We start from the raw sequence: 15,348 nt of genomic DNA on the forward strand, positions 1-15,348 counted from the left end.
ATTTTACGCTTACTTATCTTCTACTCCAATTACTAATTTATTAAATTTCATATTAAGTGTTATATCTAAAATTTTTATATTTTGATTTAATAAATTTCCACTTTCTTCAATAATTTTGTCACGTAATTCCTCTAATTCAATTAGTGAGTTTTCAACAAAAATAAATTCAACATTTTCAGATTCCGTTGTTAATTCATTAATCTCTTTTTTTATTTTTTCAATTGTTGATTTTGGAGTACCTACTGTAATTCCCAAAATTAGTTTTCCGTTATTTTTCTGATCAATGTAAAATGAACCAATGTTATTCTCATTAATTTTTTCAAAGACCTTCTGCTTAATCTTCGGTACTTCATCTTTTTGGAATTTCATTCATCTATCAAATTCTTTTGCTTCTTCTTTTGTAAATCCATAAGAAAAGCGTTCTTCTTTGTTTTCATCATTTAAAATTGATAATACATGATTTCTATTTATATCAAATCCAAGGGTTTTCCTTAATTTAATGTTTTTCTCCAATTCCATTTGAGTCGGATTTCTATTAATCTCGGAAGCCATTACAAAATATGTACTAGTGAAAAAAAGAAAAAAAGTAACAAAAAATACTAGTAAATGATTAATTAATCTCATCTCAAATATCTCCCTTTTTTTACCTAAATGGTATAATATTGGTATATATCAACAAAAAATTTGAAAATAGGGTGATTAAATGAAAAAAAAATTTTATTTAATTATCATTATATTTTTTATTTTATTTTCTAGTAAGCTTCTTCATAAGGAATATGTATATTTAGGTGAAGAGAATGGGGTTTTAGTTGAAGTAAAAATTAATAATTATTTACTATTTATCACCACATTTCAAACAAGAATTTATAATCAAACCGATGATGAAATTAGGGTGGCTAAGCCTATCACAAAATTATATATTAGTTCTGGAATTAACGTACCGAGCGGAATCCAAAATGATGTAATTAGATATGTGACAGTGAAACCAAATAGTAAAATAAATGGAAAAATCCATTTAAAGCTGATTTATCCGAAAAATAGACATTTTGCAACAAGTGTTAGTTATCAAATAAATAGTGAGGGATATACAATTCATATTGCTGATAAAATAAAATAATCAAGTGATGGAACTTTTCAGACACACCTTTCAAAAAGAAAGATCTTGGAGGAAGTGAAACATAAGAAAAGCATCTACCCGATTACAATGTAGATGCCTATTTTTTATTACGTCAAATAAAAATATTAATTACTATTCTTAATAAACGTTGCTACTATAATCTAATAATAGAATAATGCCATTTGCACATCCGAAAATAAAGTTCATTTTTCTATCGTTATTTAAGTTTAATTTAAAAGTTTCCACTGTTGTTGGATATCCTTTTCCTAACAATATCTTTTCGAATATGGCCTTTAAAACGAAATAGCGCTTCTCCTTTATTCTTCAAGGAAAGAGCCATTTTCCATCAATTTAGATTATTGGTTCATCTTGATTTGGTTGGCGGACTAAACACACAGTACCAGCGATTAATAATAAAATACCTTGAATCGAAATAAATCCGGAAATCACACCAGAAATAATAAAGAGAATTCCAGCCTGTTTGCTGTTACTCTTTAATTTAACGAGGGCAATAATCGTAAGAACAATTGCAATAATTGTTAGTATCCCAATAAACCAACTGAATCCACTAAACCATGCCAAGAAATCATTTGCAAACTGAAGATAGATCCGCTTCAGTAAAACCGGTTGAATATAACGCATCTTCTAATTCTCTTTCAAACATTGGATCATCTGCAATCCCATTTAAAAAAATAACATAAAAAAAATCGGAACTGCCGATAAAATGTTAATTATCAGCCCGATAATCCCTAATAATTTTTCTACAGTTCTATTCATATTTATTCCTCCATTAATATACTCGTATTGTCAAAAATTACTTAATAAAACTTACGTTTTTGTTGATATAACTAGTTTTATATAAAAAAAACTTGCCACCCCCTTAAAATTAGGGTATTTATGAGGTAACCACACACTCAAAAATCCCTAATAAAGGAAGTGACAAGTTGTTACCTCAATTATTAACCTATTTGCTTGAATATATCAAGTACCAAGATCAAATGATTCGAACATTACTTACCCTTCTGATTGGAAAAAACATGTTTGATAAGCCAACTGAAAAGCCTGTCAATAAGCCTTATCAAAAACTCCAGGTGGATGAGCTGCCAATCATTGAAACTCTACAAAAGCTCGATTATCAAATTCTTCTCAAAGAATATTTGGAGAAGAACGGGAAACCTCTCAAACCTGTTCAGAGGCGTTCCAATTCAAAAGGTAAAGTACCTTCATCCATGAAATGTCCAAGGTGTGGTGCTCCGTCAGATTATCTTTATGCCAATAACGGAGGTAAAGGACAGTATCAATGCAAGGTGTGTGCGTGTCTGTTTAATAAAAAGAATCAATATGCCAAGGAGGCTATACTAAAATGTCCACACTGTTCGAAAACACTCGAGAAGATCAAGGAAAGAAAAGATTTTCTCGTATTTAAGTGCAAAAACAATGACTGTCCGTATTACAAAAAGAAACTGCAAGGAATGTCTAAAAAAGAGAAAAAGCAGTTCGAAAAGGATCCTCCGTCTTTTAAAGTTCGATACATATTCCGTCAGTTTCAAATTGATTATCAGCCGTTAGCCAAACATTCACCTAAGAAGCCAAAAGTGGATTTGTCCAGGCTTCATGTGTCACCGCACACATTGGGGCTCATTTTAACCTACCATGTAAACTATGGCTTATCGGCTCGGAAAACAGCTGCACTGATGAAGGATGTTCATGGCGTACCCATCTCTCACCAGAGTATATTGAATTACGAAAACAGCGTAGCACTTCTTCTCAAACCTTATGTGGATCATTATCCTTACGAGCTTTCTGATCAATTCTGCGGAGACGAAACATACATTAAGGTGAATGGTCGTTGGCATTATCTTTTTTTCTTTTTTGATGCGGTAAAGAAAATTATTCTGTCCTACCCTGTTTCTCCAAATCGTGATACGGTATCAGCCATTCGTGCGATTGATGAGGCCTTATAGAAGATGAAAGAGATCCCGGAAGACCTCACCTTTGTCGTAGATGGCAATCCGATTTACCTTTTAGCACAACACTTTTTTGCCCAGCACGGTATTACGTTTGATGTGAAGCAGGTCATTGGACTAACCAACGAAGACCAGGTTTCAACGGAATACAGACCGCTAAAACAAATTATTGAAAGACTGAATCGAACATTTAAGGGCAATTACAGATCGACACACGGATTTGGATCCGATCACGGATCCGTTTCTTATGTGACTTTGTTTGTGGCTTATTTTAACTTCTTGCGGCCACATTCAGCCCTGGAAGGCAAAGTGCCTGTAGTTATTCCAGAGCTAAAAGGACTGCCGAATATGCCTGCACGTTGGACAAAACTGATTGGTTTAGCTCAACAATGGCTAGTAGAGCAAACTGCCTAACTTTTTGTTTAGCAGAGCCCTTACCAGCATCGGCGAAGCGAACTCTTGACAAACCGAACCAGTCAATGGTTTAAAATGGGAATTGGCAAGGGCTTCTTTGGTGTGCCTTCTTTTTGTTCCCTTCGCCCTTGTTGGTTCGAAATCAAACCATTGACGTGTTTGTCAAGAGCGATTGCGGCGGCATTTCCTCTAGTTTCGCTAGATCACATCCCTCCAAAACTAAGTTTTCATAGATTTTTTGACACTACCACCATATGCGTATTGTCAAAACTTTATATAGAAATAGGTTATAGAATCCTATATTAGAGGGCTTTATAAGCAAAAAACTTGCCACCCCCTAAATTCTAGGGTATTAGTGAGGTAACCACACCAACACAAAATCCCTAGAAAGGAGAAGTGGCAAGTTGTTACCTCAAATTATAACCTATTTACTTACTTTTATAAACTTTCAAGAACAAATTATTCGAACTCTACTTACCCTACTAATTGGAAGAAGCATGTTCGATAAACCCAAAGAAGCTCCTGTTAATCAGCCTTATCGAAAGCTTCAAATTGATGATTTACCTATCATTGAAAAGGTAGAAAAGCTCGATTATCAGCTTTTATTAACGGAATATCTTCAATCCAAAGGAAAACCGTTAAAACCAGTACGCCGTCGAGCCAATTCTACGCCCGTACCGTCTACCTTATGTTGTCCGAAGTGTGGTGCTCCTTCTGCGTATTTGTACGCAAATAACGGAGGAAAAGGACAATATCAGTGTAAGGTGTGTGCGTGTGTTTTCAATAAAAAAAGTCGTTATCAGAAAGAGGCCATTCTTAAGTGTCCTCACTGCCTTAAAACGCTTGAAAAAATTAAAGAACGAAAAGATTTTCACGTGTTTAAGTGCAAAAATGATATGTGTACCTATTATCAAAAAAACTTGAGCGCCATGACTAAAAAAGAGAAAAAACAGTTTAAAGAAGATCCACAATCGCTGAAAGTTCGCTACATTTACCGGAAGTTCCACATCGACTATCAACCGTTATCCAAACAATCACCAAAGCAGCCAAAAGTCGATTTATCAAGATTGTATGTTTCACCGCATACACTTGGGCTCATCTTGACGTACCATGTCAATTACGGATTATCGGCCCGTAAAACGGCAGCGATCATGAAGGATATTCACGGCGTGTCTGTCTCCCATCAAAGTATCCTAAACTACGAAAACAGCGTCGCATTATGGCTCAAGCCTTATATTGACTACTTTCCGTATGAGCTGTCGGATCAATTCTGTGGGGATGAAACGTACATCCGGGTCAACGGTCGTTGGCATTATCTGTTTTTCTTTTTTGATGCGGTCAAGAAAGTCATTCTTTCGTATCCAGTGTCACCAAATCGCGACACCGCAACAGCAATACGAGCGATTGATGAAGTACTAGTGAAGCTGAAAGAAATACCCGAAAACCTACAATTTGTAGTAGATGGTAACCCTATTTACTTGTTGGCACAGCATTTCTTCGCAGAAAACCACATATCGTTTGACGTAAAACAGGTCATCGGGCTAACAAATGAAGATGATGTCTCCAGAGAGTATCGACCTCTCAAGCAAATCATCGAGAGACTAAATCGCACGTTTAAAGGAAATTATCGATCGACACACGGCTTTGGTTCTGAACAAGGTTCTGTTTCTTTTGTGACATTGTTTGTGGCTTACTTTAACTTCTTGCGCCCACATTCTTCACTTGAAGGTAAAGTGCCAGTAACAATTCCAGAATTAGAAAAGCTACCAACCATGCCAGCGAGATGGACAGCCCTTATTAGGCTAGCTCAAGACTGGATTCAACAACAGTCAGCCTAACTTTTGTTTAGCTGAGCCCTATTCAGCTATCGGCGAAGCGAACTCTTGACAAACCGAACTTACCAATGGTTTAAAATGGAAAAAGTCAAGGGTTTATTTAGCATGCCTTCTTTTGTTCCCTTCGCCCTTGATTGACCTCTGAATAAACCATTGGTGTGTTTGTCAAGAGCGATAGCGTGGCATTTCCACCTAATAAATGGTAGGTAGTATGAACCGTGCTAGTTTTTCATAGAACTTTTGACACTACCTTTGGTAGCGTTCTTTCGATATCGTATGAATATTTTCCCAATCTTGTTCTGACAGCTCGTAATATCGGATATTCTCCTCGCCACCGAAAATCGATTTCAAAATTTCCATTCGGAACTGTTCTACCGTAATTTTTTCCGGCAAGAAATCAATGATGTTTGCTACACGTGAACGTACGGATTTAATGCCTTTTGATTCAATTTTGTCTTGCTTTACTTTTAATGAATTTACCACCGCATCCAGATCTAGATTGAACATCAATGTGCCGTGGCTAACCAAACGGCCGCGTGTTACATATTGCGCGTTTCCTGAAACTTTTCGTCCTTCCACTAAAATATCATTGCGACCAGACAGTTCCGCGTTCACCCCTAATTTTGCCAATGCATCTACTACAGGCTGGGTGAATCTTTTGTAATTGTGGAAGCTGTTTCCATCATCTTTTGTGATAAAGCTGAAGTTTAAATTATTTAAATCGTGATATACCGCTCCGCCACCAGAAAGTCGCCGAACGACGATGATTCCATTTTCTTCAACGTAGTCTGTGTTAATTTCTTCATATGTGTTTTGATTTTTACCGATAATAATGGACGGTTGATTGATATAGAACAGTAAAAAATCATCTTGCTCAACATCCATGTTTCTTACATTGCCAAGTTCACTCTAGGGTCTGTAATGCCTTTATTATCAACGAAATACATGTGCATATCCTCCTTTATGTCCATATTTATTTTACACGAAAAAAGGATCATTTTGATTTTTTTAGTACGATAGAATTTTTCATCAAAATAAAAAATGACAACTATTATCGTTGTCATCAAATTAAAGTAAGCTCGAATCAAGTGAGACGAATAAAAAACACCTGCTCTTTTAGGACACATGACAAATAGCCCTTCAATCACGATTTTTTCGGACTGAGGGCTATTTTTATGATTGGCGTAGATTTTGTATTTCATTTTATTGAAGGAGATTTTTCAAACGATGGATTTCTCCTAAAATCTCATTGTACCTCTAAAAGCTTAGGATCATCCTTTTTGGAAGGCATAGAAATTTTACTTATTACCTCCGTCAACCGAATTTCTAATCGTAAAATTTCTTCCTTAATCTGCTCTTTTTTCCTGTCTTTAACTTCAGTCTTGCTAGCCATTTATTCATCATAGCTGCCCTTGAAAGTTTTAAGTTTGCAGTCTTCGATAATCATAATCTGATTCGCTACTGAATTTATAAAGCGCCGATCATGAGAGACAAAGAGCAGGGTGTGTTCATATTCTCGTAGAACTTCTTCCACCACTTCCAGAGAGTTTAAATCTAGATAGTTTGTAGGCTCGTCAAGAATCAATAGGTTAAAGCCACTACATATTATTTTGGCAAAGGAAGCCTTAACTCGCTCCCCTCCGCTTAAAACCCTAACCTTTTTATACACGCTATCTCTTTTGAAAAGAAGACGAGCCAATAATATTCGAACAAAACTCTCCTCATAAACGCTTTCTGCCATCACATTGTCGAGGATACTCTTATTTTCATCTAAGATACTTAACTCCTGACTGAAATAACCAATCCTTACGTTAGGAGCAATTTTGATTGGGGCCTCTTGGTTCAGAATCATTTTTAGCAGAGTAGTTTTTCCACATCCATTGGGACCTATTAAACCTACCTTAGCTCCGTTTTCTAAATGAAATTGAGCATCTTTAAAGATCACTTTATCCCCAAAACTCTTGTTAATCCCATTTCCTTCAATGATTACTTTGCTATATATTTTCTGTACGTCCCCAATGTCAAATTTGATTTTTTCGATTTTTGGGGGTTTCTCCTTAACTTCTAAATGTTGAATTCTTGCCTCCACATTTTTAATAGCGCGATCCAAATTCGCTTTTGCTCTTTGATTGCCCACCTTGTGGAGTCTAGCCTCAGAGTTACCCATCCTTCGGGGAGTTTTTCGAATGGATTTTACTTTTTCTCGTGTAGAAATTATAACCCTTTCTAGTCTCTTCTTTTCCTTAACATATTGCTCATATTCAAATTGTGCTAGCTCTCGCTCTTCAGTTTTTTGCTTAATATATTCACTATAGTTACCGGAATAGGTTTTGATTTTCCCTTCTTCTATTTCGATTATTTTGTTACAAAGGCTATCTAGCAAATCTCGATCGTGAGAAATCAAGACTAGGGCACCAGAAAAGTTGGCAAAGGAATTTTCGACTAATTGAATTCCTTCAATATCCATATTACTAGTGGGTTCATCAGCGAAAATGATGGCATGATTTTGACCTAGGCTGGCCGCCAGCTTAAAGCGGTTTCTTTCTCCTCCGCTCATACTCTCCCGATAGGTTTGGGGAACTTTAAATTTTGAAGCCGTCTCTTGTTTTATTGTTTTTTCTTCAGGGGGCTCTAGTTGGGAGATATAGGCGCATTCCCCATAAAGTTTTACCCATCCTTCATCAGGCTCTATTCTTTGGCTTAAAAGGTTCAATAGTGTTGTTTTTCCTGCCCCATTTACGCCCACAATACCAATACGATCTTGATCATATATGCAGAGATTTTCAATATCCAAAATAAGACGATCTCCAAAAGATTTTTTTAGATTTCTACATTCGACTAATAAAATAAAAACCCCTCCTAAATTTACCGGAGAGGATAGTATCTATCAGACCATAACCATACCAAAAAAACTATATCTTCTATTGCCCATGCCATAAGCCAAAAAACAAAAAATAAGTACTCTCTCAGGCAACAGAATCTACAGCAAAGTATAGTTATCGAAAGCTATCTACAGAAGTCAGTACTATCCACTCACTGGTAAAAAATGCATGATTGTTAAGCCGTTTTCCAACGACTTTCTCAAAACTTCATTACATTTTCCTTCCTAGTTAAGTGAATTAGTTGTACATTTTCTGCAGATACCTTACCTTTCTTAAATTTTTTCTTAGGCTCTTCATTAGCCTATAGCCTATTGACTGCAATTATAATAAATATTTAACTTTTCTGTCAAGTTTCAATGTAATATAAGGTTATTTAACTATCACACCATTAAATGCATTTAGTTAATAATTTCGCCTTTGTTTTTAGCTGTTTTTTCACGCCATTCTTGTTGCTGAGTAGTTGTCATTTTCATCCACTCTGTTACTTCACCTATAATTCTTAAAGGTTCTTTCGAGCGATAAGAACGTGTTAAGTTACCAGGGAATTTTTTATCCGTAACATTTGGATCGTTTTCAAATTCACCTGTTGGTTTTATTATATAAATGCGTTCCCTTCCTTCTCCTTTTGCTAATGTTGCTGCTAGTCCAGCAACATTAATATTAGCAGTGAAATAAACGTGGTTCATTTTAATTTCAGAATTGAAATTTGAAATTCCACCCGCTGTCAGTAGATCACCAATTTTCAAATCTGCCTTTGTCCCATGATAAAATGGACCTTCATCAGTAGGTGCAGCCTTAGCTGAATTGGACAATTCATAATTTCTTTTTGCATTCTCGGAATCACCCAACTTCTCATAACATTTGGCAATGTGTAAATATAACGTTGGGTATGCACTTTTAACATTATCATCATTGATCTTTAGGGCACACTGTAGAGAAGTCTCCATCCATTTTAATTTGTCTGTAACACTCTTTTGTATACGAGCTATATGATAAGATGCGATAAATCTTTCATAGTCATCAGTAGCTTCGTCCCATGCTTTATGAAACATCTTGATTGCATCCTCACTGTTTCCCCTTTCCTCCAATGCCATCCCATTTATGCAGAGTTTAATAATAGCGTTATTTGGATCAAATATTTTATTCATTTAAACTTTCCTCCAAATCGTTATGATGAGTATATACAGAAGCTAACTTCTTAAAACTTCTCCATTGGCTTTACCCTTTGCTAATTCTTCACTTAATGGAGCAGACCAAATTATGAACATCGAATCCCTGAGAAATATCGCTAATGTACTTTCGAAGTATAACAGTCGAAATTCAGAATAAACAGTCTATTTTCGCCATTTTATACATGTTATAATTAAATTGGGAAGAGAATATTTGGCCCTGCTGGTGACTTGAATGATATCCACGCCCCTACCTAATTTTATTAAGGTGGGTGATTTTTAGATGAAACATAAGAATTCTCCCAAAGAGACAAGAGAAAGAATGAGATTTGAAGAGCTTAAAAAAAATCCAACAGGTACACTAAATGATGGATTTAATCGAGCTGAAAATGGGAGTTTAGGAAATTTAGGAGAAGGCATAGGATGGAAAGGTATCGGAATATTAATTTTGATATTATTTATTGGTTTTGTAATATACCAACTTTTATTTTGAATTTATTTAATAAGTACAAACAAAGGCTGAACTGCTCACTGGAAAGTAAACAGTTATAATAAAAATTTTTAATACGGCATGAGATTTAAAAGAGCAAATGGTTTACCGATTAATCGATTTTCTGCACCAAATAAAGTAGAGGCAAGATAAGAAAACCTCATCTTGCCTTATTTTTCATTTTAAAATTAACTGCGATACACACTCAACGTGCAACGAGCGGGGTGGATTGATGTCTTTTACATTGTCGGTAGTCGGAAACAAGTCAAAGGCACTTTTTGCACTATCGGTAGGCGGGAACAAATCAAAATCTTATGAAAAACTTATTATTTCCCAATACTATTGTATACAGCTAATGCATCAGTAATATTATACTGTTCAGAATGGATATCTCCTTTTGCACCAGCTGTAATCAATATATATTCTTGGTTACCCACTTTTGCAAGACTCGCAAGACACAGACCAGCTTCATCGGTATATCCAGTTTTCCCTCCTAAAATTTCTCCGCCAATAATGTTTTGATTGTTGAGTTTTTCAAACATGGTATGGTAAAAGGTTATCCCTTCAGGGTGCTTATTCGTGGGTTGTGTGGAATGACGAGACGCAGTAAAAATCTCCCTGAAAGTTTCATTTTGCAAAGCATAGTTTAAAAGAATGGCCAAATCTTTGACTGTTGTGTAATGGTTTTCATTGTGAAGTCCTGTGGTATTTTCAAAATGGGTGTTGTACATCCCTAGATCTGCCGCCTTTTGATTCATCATCGTTACAAAGTCTTGCTCCGAACCAGCAATATGATCCGCAAGACCAATACAAGCTTCTGCACCACTTCGAAGCATCACCCCGTATAAAAGATCAATAGCCCTTACCTTCTCACCTGGCTGGAAACCGGCCATAGAAGCATTGGCACTATAAAGACCATTAAAGGTATAATGGGTTAGTTGTATTTCTTTCTGCAAATTTGTCAAATTTTCTATTGCAACAATAGCTGTCATCATTTTAGTTAACGAAGCAGGATAGATCTTTTCTTCGCTACTTTTTTGCATCAGAATAGTTTGATCTTCTAAACGGATTAGGATCGCATTAGTACTGTTTAGTTTATCGAGAGATATAGAAACAGAGGAATCGGGTTCTATCTCTGCAGAGGGAACAAGCGTTGTATTATCGTCATATTCTGTTTCAAACCTATGTTGGTTTCCTGGAGTAATGATGAATTTGAAAACAAAAACAACAACTATCAATGAAAATATAACAAATACGCGTATTCCAGACTTTTTCTTTTTCACTTTTCGTACCATAATAAATCAACTCCTTATTCTGCGATGATAGTATTATTTAACCACAGAACAAGAAGCTATGTTGGAATTCAATCTTATGAACTTCTTAAGATTTTCTTAAGACGGAAGCTTTACTGTAAATGTAGTATTTTCCGGGTTGCTTTCTACAGAAATCGTTCCATCGTGAGCTGTGACAATTTCTTGTGCGATTGCCAAACCTAGGCCTGCTCCACCGGTGTTTGTGGAACGTGCAGAATCTAATCGGTAAAATTTTTCAAAAATAGTATCAATCTTTGTCTGTGGAATTGGATTTCCCTGATTCATAAAAGTTATAACAATATTTTCGTCCTGCTGCCATGCAGAAATATCAATGACACTATTTTCATCGCTATAGGCTATGGCATTTTTCAGAATATTATTGAATACACGGGCTAGTTTGTCTGCATCTCCCCACAGAGTGAGTCCGTCAGGCACATTGACAGATATCTGCTTTCCCTGTGGAGCCAGCATTGGATAGAATTCATCTGCCATTTGCTGGAGCATGAACAGTAAATTTATTTTTTCTTTATTCAAAACAATAGTTTGAAGATTGAATCTTGTGATCTCAAAAAACTCATTGATAAGGTGTTCTAATCGATAAGCTTTTTCCAAGGTAATTCCGATATATTTTGCCTTCTGTTCAGGTGGCATATCAGGAGCCTCATCCAGTAGATTTAAGTATCCTATAACGGAGGTCAGAGGTGTCTTTATATCATGAGCCAAGTAAACGACCAAATCATTTTTGCGCTGCTCGGCATCAAGTGCAGCTTTTTTTTGTTTTTCCAAGTTGTTTTTTATCTGATTAATCTTAATTTCCATAAAATCCAATTCCGGTGATAATGTAATTTCATTATCGGATTCTTCAACAAGTTTATCCATTGCGTTAATTACTTCATCGAAATATTTAGTAAACCAAGAAATTGAAAATCTAAGCAAAATAACTAAGAATATGGTAATCACAATAAGTGTGATAATATCTTCATTATAAAGAAATGTATACCGATAAATTATTACAGCATCGCTTTCACTCAAGTAAAACTTATTCTTTAAAAATTCTACAATGCTCTCTCCAACACTGAGGTTGTCTTGAATTACAAAACGCAAGAAAATAACAGTTGCGACTGTGGCAAAAACAGTAAGGAGCATTCGAAAAAATATTTTCCCTTTTAATTTTGCATAATAATCCCTTCTCTTATCTCTGTTACTTTTCAATTTTATAGCCAACTCCCCATACCGTTTTTATATATTTTGGATGTTCCGCACTATCGCCCATTTTTTCTCTTAAATGCCGAATATGAACCATTACCGTATTATTGCTGTTACTAAAGTACTTGTCTCCCCATACCTTGCGAAACAATTCTTCAGAGCTTACCACTCGTCCTCGATTGGAACAAAGAACCCAAAGAATTGAAAACTCTGTAGGAGTGAGAGATAACTTTTTTTCATTCAGTGTACATTCATGGCTCTTTATGTCCAATACCAATCCGGAAAAAGCAATCAGGTGTTCTTCCTGCTTTTTCTCTGGAGAATTATATTTGGTAAATCTCCTGAGCTGCGCCTTTACACGAGCAACTAGTTCTAAAGGACGGAATGGTTTAGTGATATAGTCATCAGCACCTAATGTCAGTCCGGTAATCTTATCGATTTCTTCTTCTTTGGCTGTCAGCATGATAATTGGAAAATTATGCTTTTCCCTAATTTTCTGACATATAGTAAAACCGTCAATATCTGGTAGCATAACATCAAGTATCGCAAGCTCCAACTGTTTTGAATCAACACATCGTAACGCATCTTGACCGTTATAAAATTTGTAAACTGTAAAACCTTCATTTTTCAGATAAACTTCAATTAGATCTGCTATAGCTTGTTCATCGTCGACAACTAAAATATTGATACTCATAAATTTTTTCCCTTCTTTCTACTTGCCAATTGTCTTTTTATACCTCTGCTGATTAGATGAAGTCTTTTCAATAGCCTTTATATTACCTTCCATTTTATTTACGTAGTTTAAAAATAAAGTCCCAAGCAGAAGTCGATCCTTTCTGGGTATTCTATTCCATACATAACCCTTGAACAGATCTTTAACAAGAAAGACTTCACCTTCATTCAAGTTTTCAGTTTCCTTAATAGCTTCTTCTAGTAACTCATTAACATCACCCATGTTGTCATCTCCTTATCAATAACAATATCAACAACATTGTTAATAAAATTATGTGTCTTTTACCAATTCCAGTCAATGAAAGAAAACCACCAATCAAGAGAATATATCTCCTGAATGGTGGTCATTCATGAAGGTTATGTTTATACATCTACTTCTACACCAGATTTAAATTCAATAGTTAGTTTGTCATCATAAACCGTTATTTTCTCTATAAGTTTCCTTACTAGTTGCTCATCATACTCCTCAAGGAGGGTGGATTGTTCATTTAGGAACTTTTCCATATCTTCTAGTCTTTGCTTGGAACCTTTTTTGCCTGCTTCTTCTGCTAAAGCCTTATGCCTTTCTTCTCTGATCCTATAAATCTCATCGGCAATGTCGTTATAATCTTCTTTGGAATTAGCCAGTCTCAAAAGATCTTTTTGTAATTCCTCTAGCTTTTTATCTATCTCGGCAACAATATTATTGTCCGTTTCACTTATCACTGTTTCTATATTTTCCTTTAAGATAGTTAAAAAGCCATCCTTTTGCCCTATTAGTTTATTAATCGCATCCACCGTAGCAATACCTATCATATCCTCCAGCACGGTTCGGGAATGACAAGTTAACCCTGTATTCTCAAGTCTACTGACGCATCTCCAAACAATCGATTTTTTACCTCGGTTATTCCAATGAACTCTACGGTATATTTCGCCACACTCTCCACAGAAGATAATTTGTGAAAATACATGATTTGAACTAAAGTTCCTTTTCTTTCCACTAGTACTTATATGTCCTCTACTTCTACGAACTAACTCTTCTTGTACCTGCATGAAGATTTCACGCGGGATAATGGCTTCATGGTTATTCTCTACATAATACTGAGGTACGATTCCGTTATTCACAACCCTCTTTTTTGTAAGAAAATCTACCGTATAAGTTTTTTGGAGCAATGCATCACCAATGTATTTTTCATTGCTTAATATTTTCCTTATAGTACTGGTATGCCACCTTTTTTTCCCCGCTCCCGTAAGTATGCCATCAGCTTCAAGTCCTTTTTTGATTTTATCCATACTTGAGCCTTCAAGATACTCTCGGTAAATCCTTTTAACAATTTCAGCTTCCTCCGGCACAATTACTAATCGCTTATTTTCATCTTTGGTATATCCTAAAAACCTAGAACAATTGACCATTACCTCTCCCTGTTGGTATCGGTATTGGTAACCAAGCTTTACATTCTGGCTTAATGACTGGCTCTCTTGTTGCGCTAAGGATGCCATAATGGTAAGCATAATTTCACCTTTGGCATCCAGTGTATTGATATTTTCTTTCTCAAAATATACCGCAACATTTTTATCTTTAAGTTTTCTGATGTATTGTAGACAGTCCAAGGTATTTCTAACAAATCGGCTTATTGATTTGGTAATAACCATATCAATTTTCCCAGCCATACACTCATCAATCATTCGATTAAATTCGTCGCGATTTTTTGTATTTGTGCCGCTGATACCATCATCAGCAAAGATCCCTGCAAATTCCCACTCTGAATTCTTTTTAATAAACTCTGTATAGTGTTCAATCTGCACTTCGTAACTACTAGCCTGCTCATCACTATCTGTAGAAACTCGGCAATAAGCAGCGACCCGAAGTTTTGGTGTTTCATCTTCTTTTCGATTGTTGCCTACACGTTTTATTGCAGGTATAATCATTACATTTTTGTTAACTGCCATCTTGCTGCACCTCACTTTCTATTAAGCTGTATACATATTCCGCTTGTGTAAAAGGATTTGTATACTTCTGAATTACTTGTTCTATGGTATCTTTTTAATTATCTATCCTGCCTTCTCAACCCCAATAAAAAATCTAACCTATCAACTCAACCCCTATCACTTTCATGGTAGTTGATATGTTTCCTCAAAGAATAAAAATAAGGGTTTCCCGACATTAACGTCCTCGACAAAGATGTCATGAGAAAAATTCAATGTCAGGAAACCCTTTATCTATAAGTGCTTAAAGTATCTTTA

13 protein-coding genes and 2 pseudogenes are annotated in these 15,348 nt (G+C 35.6%); 4 read left to right on the plus strand and 11 right to left on the minus strand.

Annotated elements, in window-relative coordinates; all coding sequences use genetic code 11:
• Nucleotides 1-9 precede the first annotated feature (9 nt).
• Both UtA1_RS00400 and UtA1_RS00405 read right to left on the minus strand, forming a co-directional pair.
• Nucleotides 10-369 carry a hypothetical protein gene (locus tag UtA1_RS00400; RefSeq protein ID WP_096549688.1) on the minus strand — a complete coding sequence of 120 codons (360 nt, stop codon included), beginning with the start codon at nt 367-369 and terminating at the stop codon, nt 10-12.
• Nucleotides 370-624: a hypothetical protein gene (locus UtA1_RS00405; protein ID WP_096549689.1), complete on the minus strand. Its 255-nt coding sequence runs from the start codon at nt 622-624 to the stop codon at nt 370-372. It abuts the gene before it with no gap.
• A 79-nt stretch (nt 625-703) separates the two neighbouring features.
• On the opposite strand from UtA1_RS00405, the gene UtA1_RS00410 reads away from it, so the two are divergent.
• Nucleotides 704-1,117 carry a hypothetical protein gene (locus UtA1_RS00410; RefSeq protein ID WP_096549690.1) on the plus strand — a complete coding sequence of 138 codons (414 nt, stop codon included), beginning with the start codon at nt 704-706 and terminating at the stop codon, nt 1,115-1,117.
• 351 nt (nt 1,118-1,468) lie between these two features.
• Here the strand turns inward: UtA1_RS00410 and UtA1_RS00415 are convergent, their stop codons facing one another.
• Nucleotides 1,469-1,759 carry a DUF4064 domain-containing protein gene (locus UtA1_RS00415; protein WP_096549691.1) on the minus strand — a complete coding sequence of 97 codons (291 nt, stop codon included), beginning with the start codon at nt 1,757-1,759 and terminating at the stop codon, nt 1,469-1,471.
• Nucleotides 1,760-2,061: 302 nt separating this feature from the next.
• Between UtA1_RS00415 and UtA1_RS00420 the strand changes: the two are divergent.
• Nucleotides 2,062-3,498: pseudogene (locus UtA1_RS00420) on the plus strand (DDE-type integrase/transposase/recombinase).
• A 404-nt stretch (nt 3,499-3,902) separates the two neighbouring features.
• Nucleotides 3,903-5,336, plus strand: a complete 1,434-nt coding sequence (locus UtA1_RS00425; protein ID WP_096549692.1) for a DDE-type integrase/transposase/recombinase — start codon at nt 3,903-3,905, stop codon at nt 5,334-5,336.
• A gap of 249 nt (nt 5,337-5,585) precedes the next feature.
• Here UtA1_RS00425 and UtA1_RS00430 read toward each other — a convergent pair.
• From UtA1_RS00430 to arr, 3 genes and pseudogenes are all read right to left on the minus strand, one after another.
• Nucleotides 5,586-6,280: pseudogene (locus tag UtA1_RS00430) on the minus strand (lipoate--protein ligase family protein); the annotation flags it as partial.
• Nucleotides 6,281-6,726: 446 nt separating this feature from the next.
• Nucleotides 6,727-8,127: a ribosomal protection-like ABC-F family protein gene (gene abc-f, locus UtA1_RS00435; protein WP_232019878.1), complete on the minus strand. Its 1,401-nt coding sequence runs from the start codon at nt 8,125-8,127 to the stop codon at nt 6,727-6,729.
• A 486-nt stretch (nt 8,128-8,613) separates the two neighbouring features.
• Nucleotides 8,614-9,027: an NAD(+)--rifampin ADP-ribosyltransferase gene (gene arr / locus UtA1_RS17960; RefSeq protein WP_408647332.1), complete on the minus strand. Its 414-nt coding sequence runs from the start codon at nt 9,025-9,027 to the stop codon at nt 8,614-8,616.
• 640 nt (nt 9,028-9,667) lie between these two features.
• Between arr and UtA1_RS00445 the strand changes: the two genes are divergently transcribed.
• Nucleotides 9,668-9,877 carry a DUF6366 family protein gene (locus tag UtA1_RS00445; RefSeq protein WP_096549694.1) on the plus strand — a complete coding sequence of 70 codons (210 nt, stop codon included), beginning with the start codon at nt 9,668-9,670 and terminating at the stop codon, nt 9,875-9,877.
• 323 nt (nt 9,878-10,200) lie between these two features.
• On the opposite strand, the gene UtA1_RS00450 is transcribed toward UtA1_RS00445, so the two are convergent.
• The 5 genes from UtA1_RS00450 to UtA1_RS00470 form a co-directional block, all read right to left on the minus strand.
• Nucleotides 10,201-11,169 (minus strand): D-alanyl-D-alanine carboxypeptidase family protein, encoded by a 969-nt coding sequence (locus UtA1_RS00450; RefSeq protein WP_096549695.1) that lies wholly within the window; start codon nt 11,167-11,169, stop codon nt 10,201-10,203.
• Nucleotides 11,170-11,265: 96 nt separating this feature from the next.
• Nucleotides 11,266-12,411 carry a vancomycin resistance histidine kinase VanS gene (vanS, locus tag UtA1_RS00455; RefSeq protein WP_197722734.1) on the minus strand — a complete coding sequence of 382 codons (1,146 nt, stop codon included), beginning with the start codon at nt 12,409-12,411 and terminating at the stop codon, nt 11,266-11,268.
• Complete coding sequence (gene vanR, locus UtA1_RS00460; protein ID WP_033826681.1) at nt 12,389-13,087, minus strand: VanR-ABDEGLN family response regulator transcription factor; 699 nt, start codon at nt 13,085-13,087, stop codon at nt 12,389-12,391. Before vanR ends, vanS begins: the two co-directional genes overlap by 23 nt.
• An 18-nt stretch (nt 13,088-13,105) precedes the next feature.
• Nucleotides 13,106-13,348: a single-stranded DNA-binding protein gene (locus tag UtA1_RS00465; RefSeq protein ID WP_096549697.1), complete on the minus strand. Its 243-nt coding sequence runs from the start codon at nt 13,346-13,348 to the stop codon at nt 13,106-13,108.
• Between the two features lie 140 nt (nt 13,349-13,488).
• On the minus strand, nt 13,489-15,054 hold the full coding sequence (locus UtA1_RS00470; RefSeq protein ID WP_096549698.1) for a recombinase family protein: 1,566 nt from the start codon (nt 15,052-15,054) through the stop codon (nt 13,489-13,491).
• Nucleotides 15,055-15,348: the final 294 nt, after the last annotated feature.

This window comes from Ureibacillus thermosphaericus (assembly GCF_002370195.2).
Lineage (GTDB): Bacteria > Bacillota > Bacilli > Bacillales_A > Planococcaceae > Ureibacillus > Ureibacillus thermosphaericus.

Coding starts and splice junctions, on each gene's coding strand:
- UtA1_RS00400 (WP_096549688.1), bottom strand. CDS start 369: ATGAAATTCCAAAAAGATGAAGTACCGAAGATTAAGCAGAAGGTCTTT.
- UtA1_RS00405 (WP_096549689.1), bottom strand. CDS start 624: ATGAGATTAATTAATCATTTACTAGTATTTTTTGTTACTTTTTTTCTT.
- UtA1_RS00410 (WP_096549690.1), top strand. CDS start 704: ATGAAAAAAAAATTTTATTTAATTATCATTATATTTTTTATTTTATTT.
- UtA1_RS00415 (WP_096549691.1), bottom strand. CDS start 1,759: ATGCGTTATATTCAACCGGTTTTACTGAAGCGGATCTATCTTCAGTTT.
- UtA1_RS00445 (WP_096549694.1), top strand. CDS start 9,668: ATGAAACATAAGAATTCTCCCAAAGAGACAAGAGAAAGAATGAGATTT.
- UtA1_RS00450 (WP_096549695.1), bottom strand. CDS start 11,169: ATGGTACGAAAAGTGAAAAAGAAAAAGTCTGGAATACGCGTATTTGTT.
- vanR (WP_033826681.1), bottom strand. CDS start 13,087: ATGAGTATCAATATTTTAGTTGTCGACGATGAACAAGCTATAGCAGAT.
- UtA1_RS00465 (WP_096549697.1), bottom strand. CDS start 13,348: ATGGGTGATGTTAATGAGTTACTAGAAGAAGCTATTAAGGAAACTGAA.
- UtA1_RS00470 (WP_096549698.1), bottom strand. CDS start 15,054: ATGGCAGTTAACAAAAATGTAATGATTATACCTGCAATAAAACGTGTA.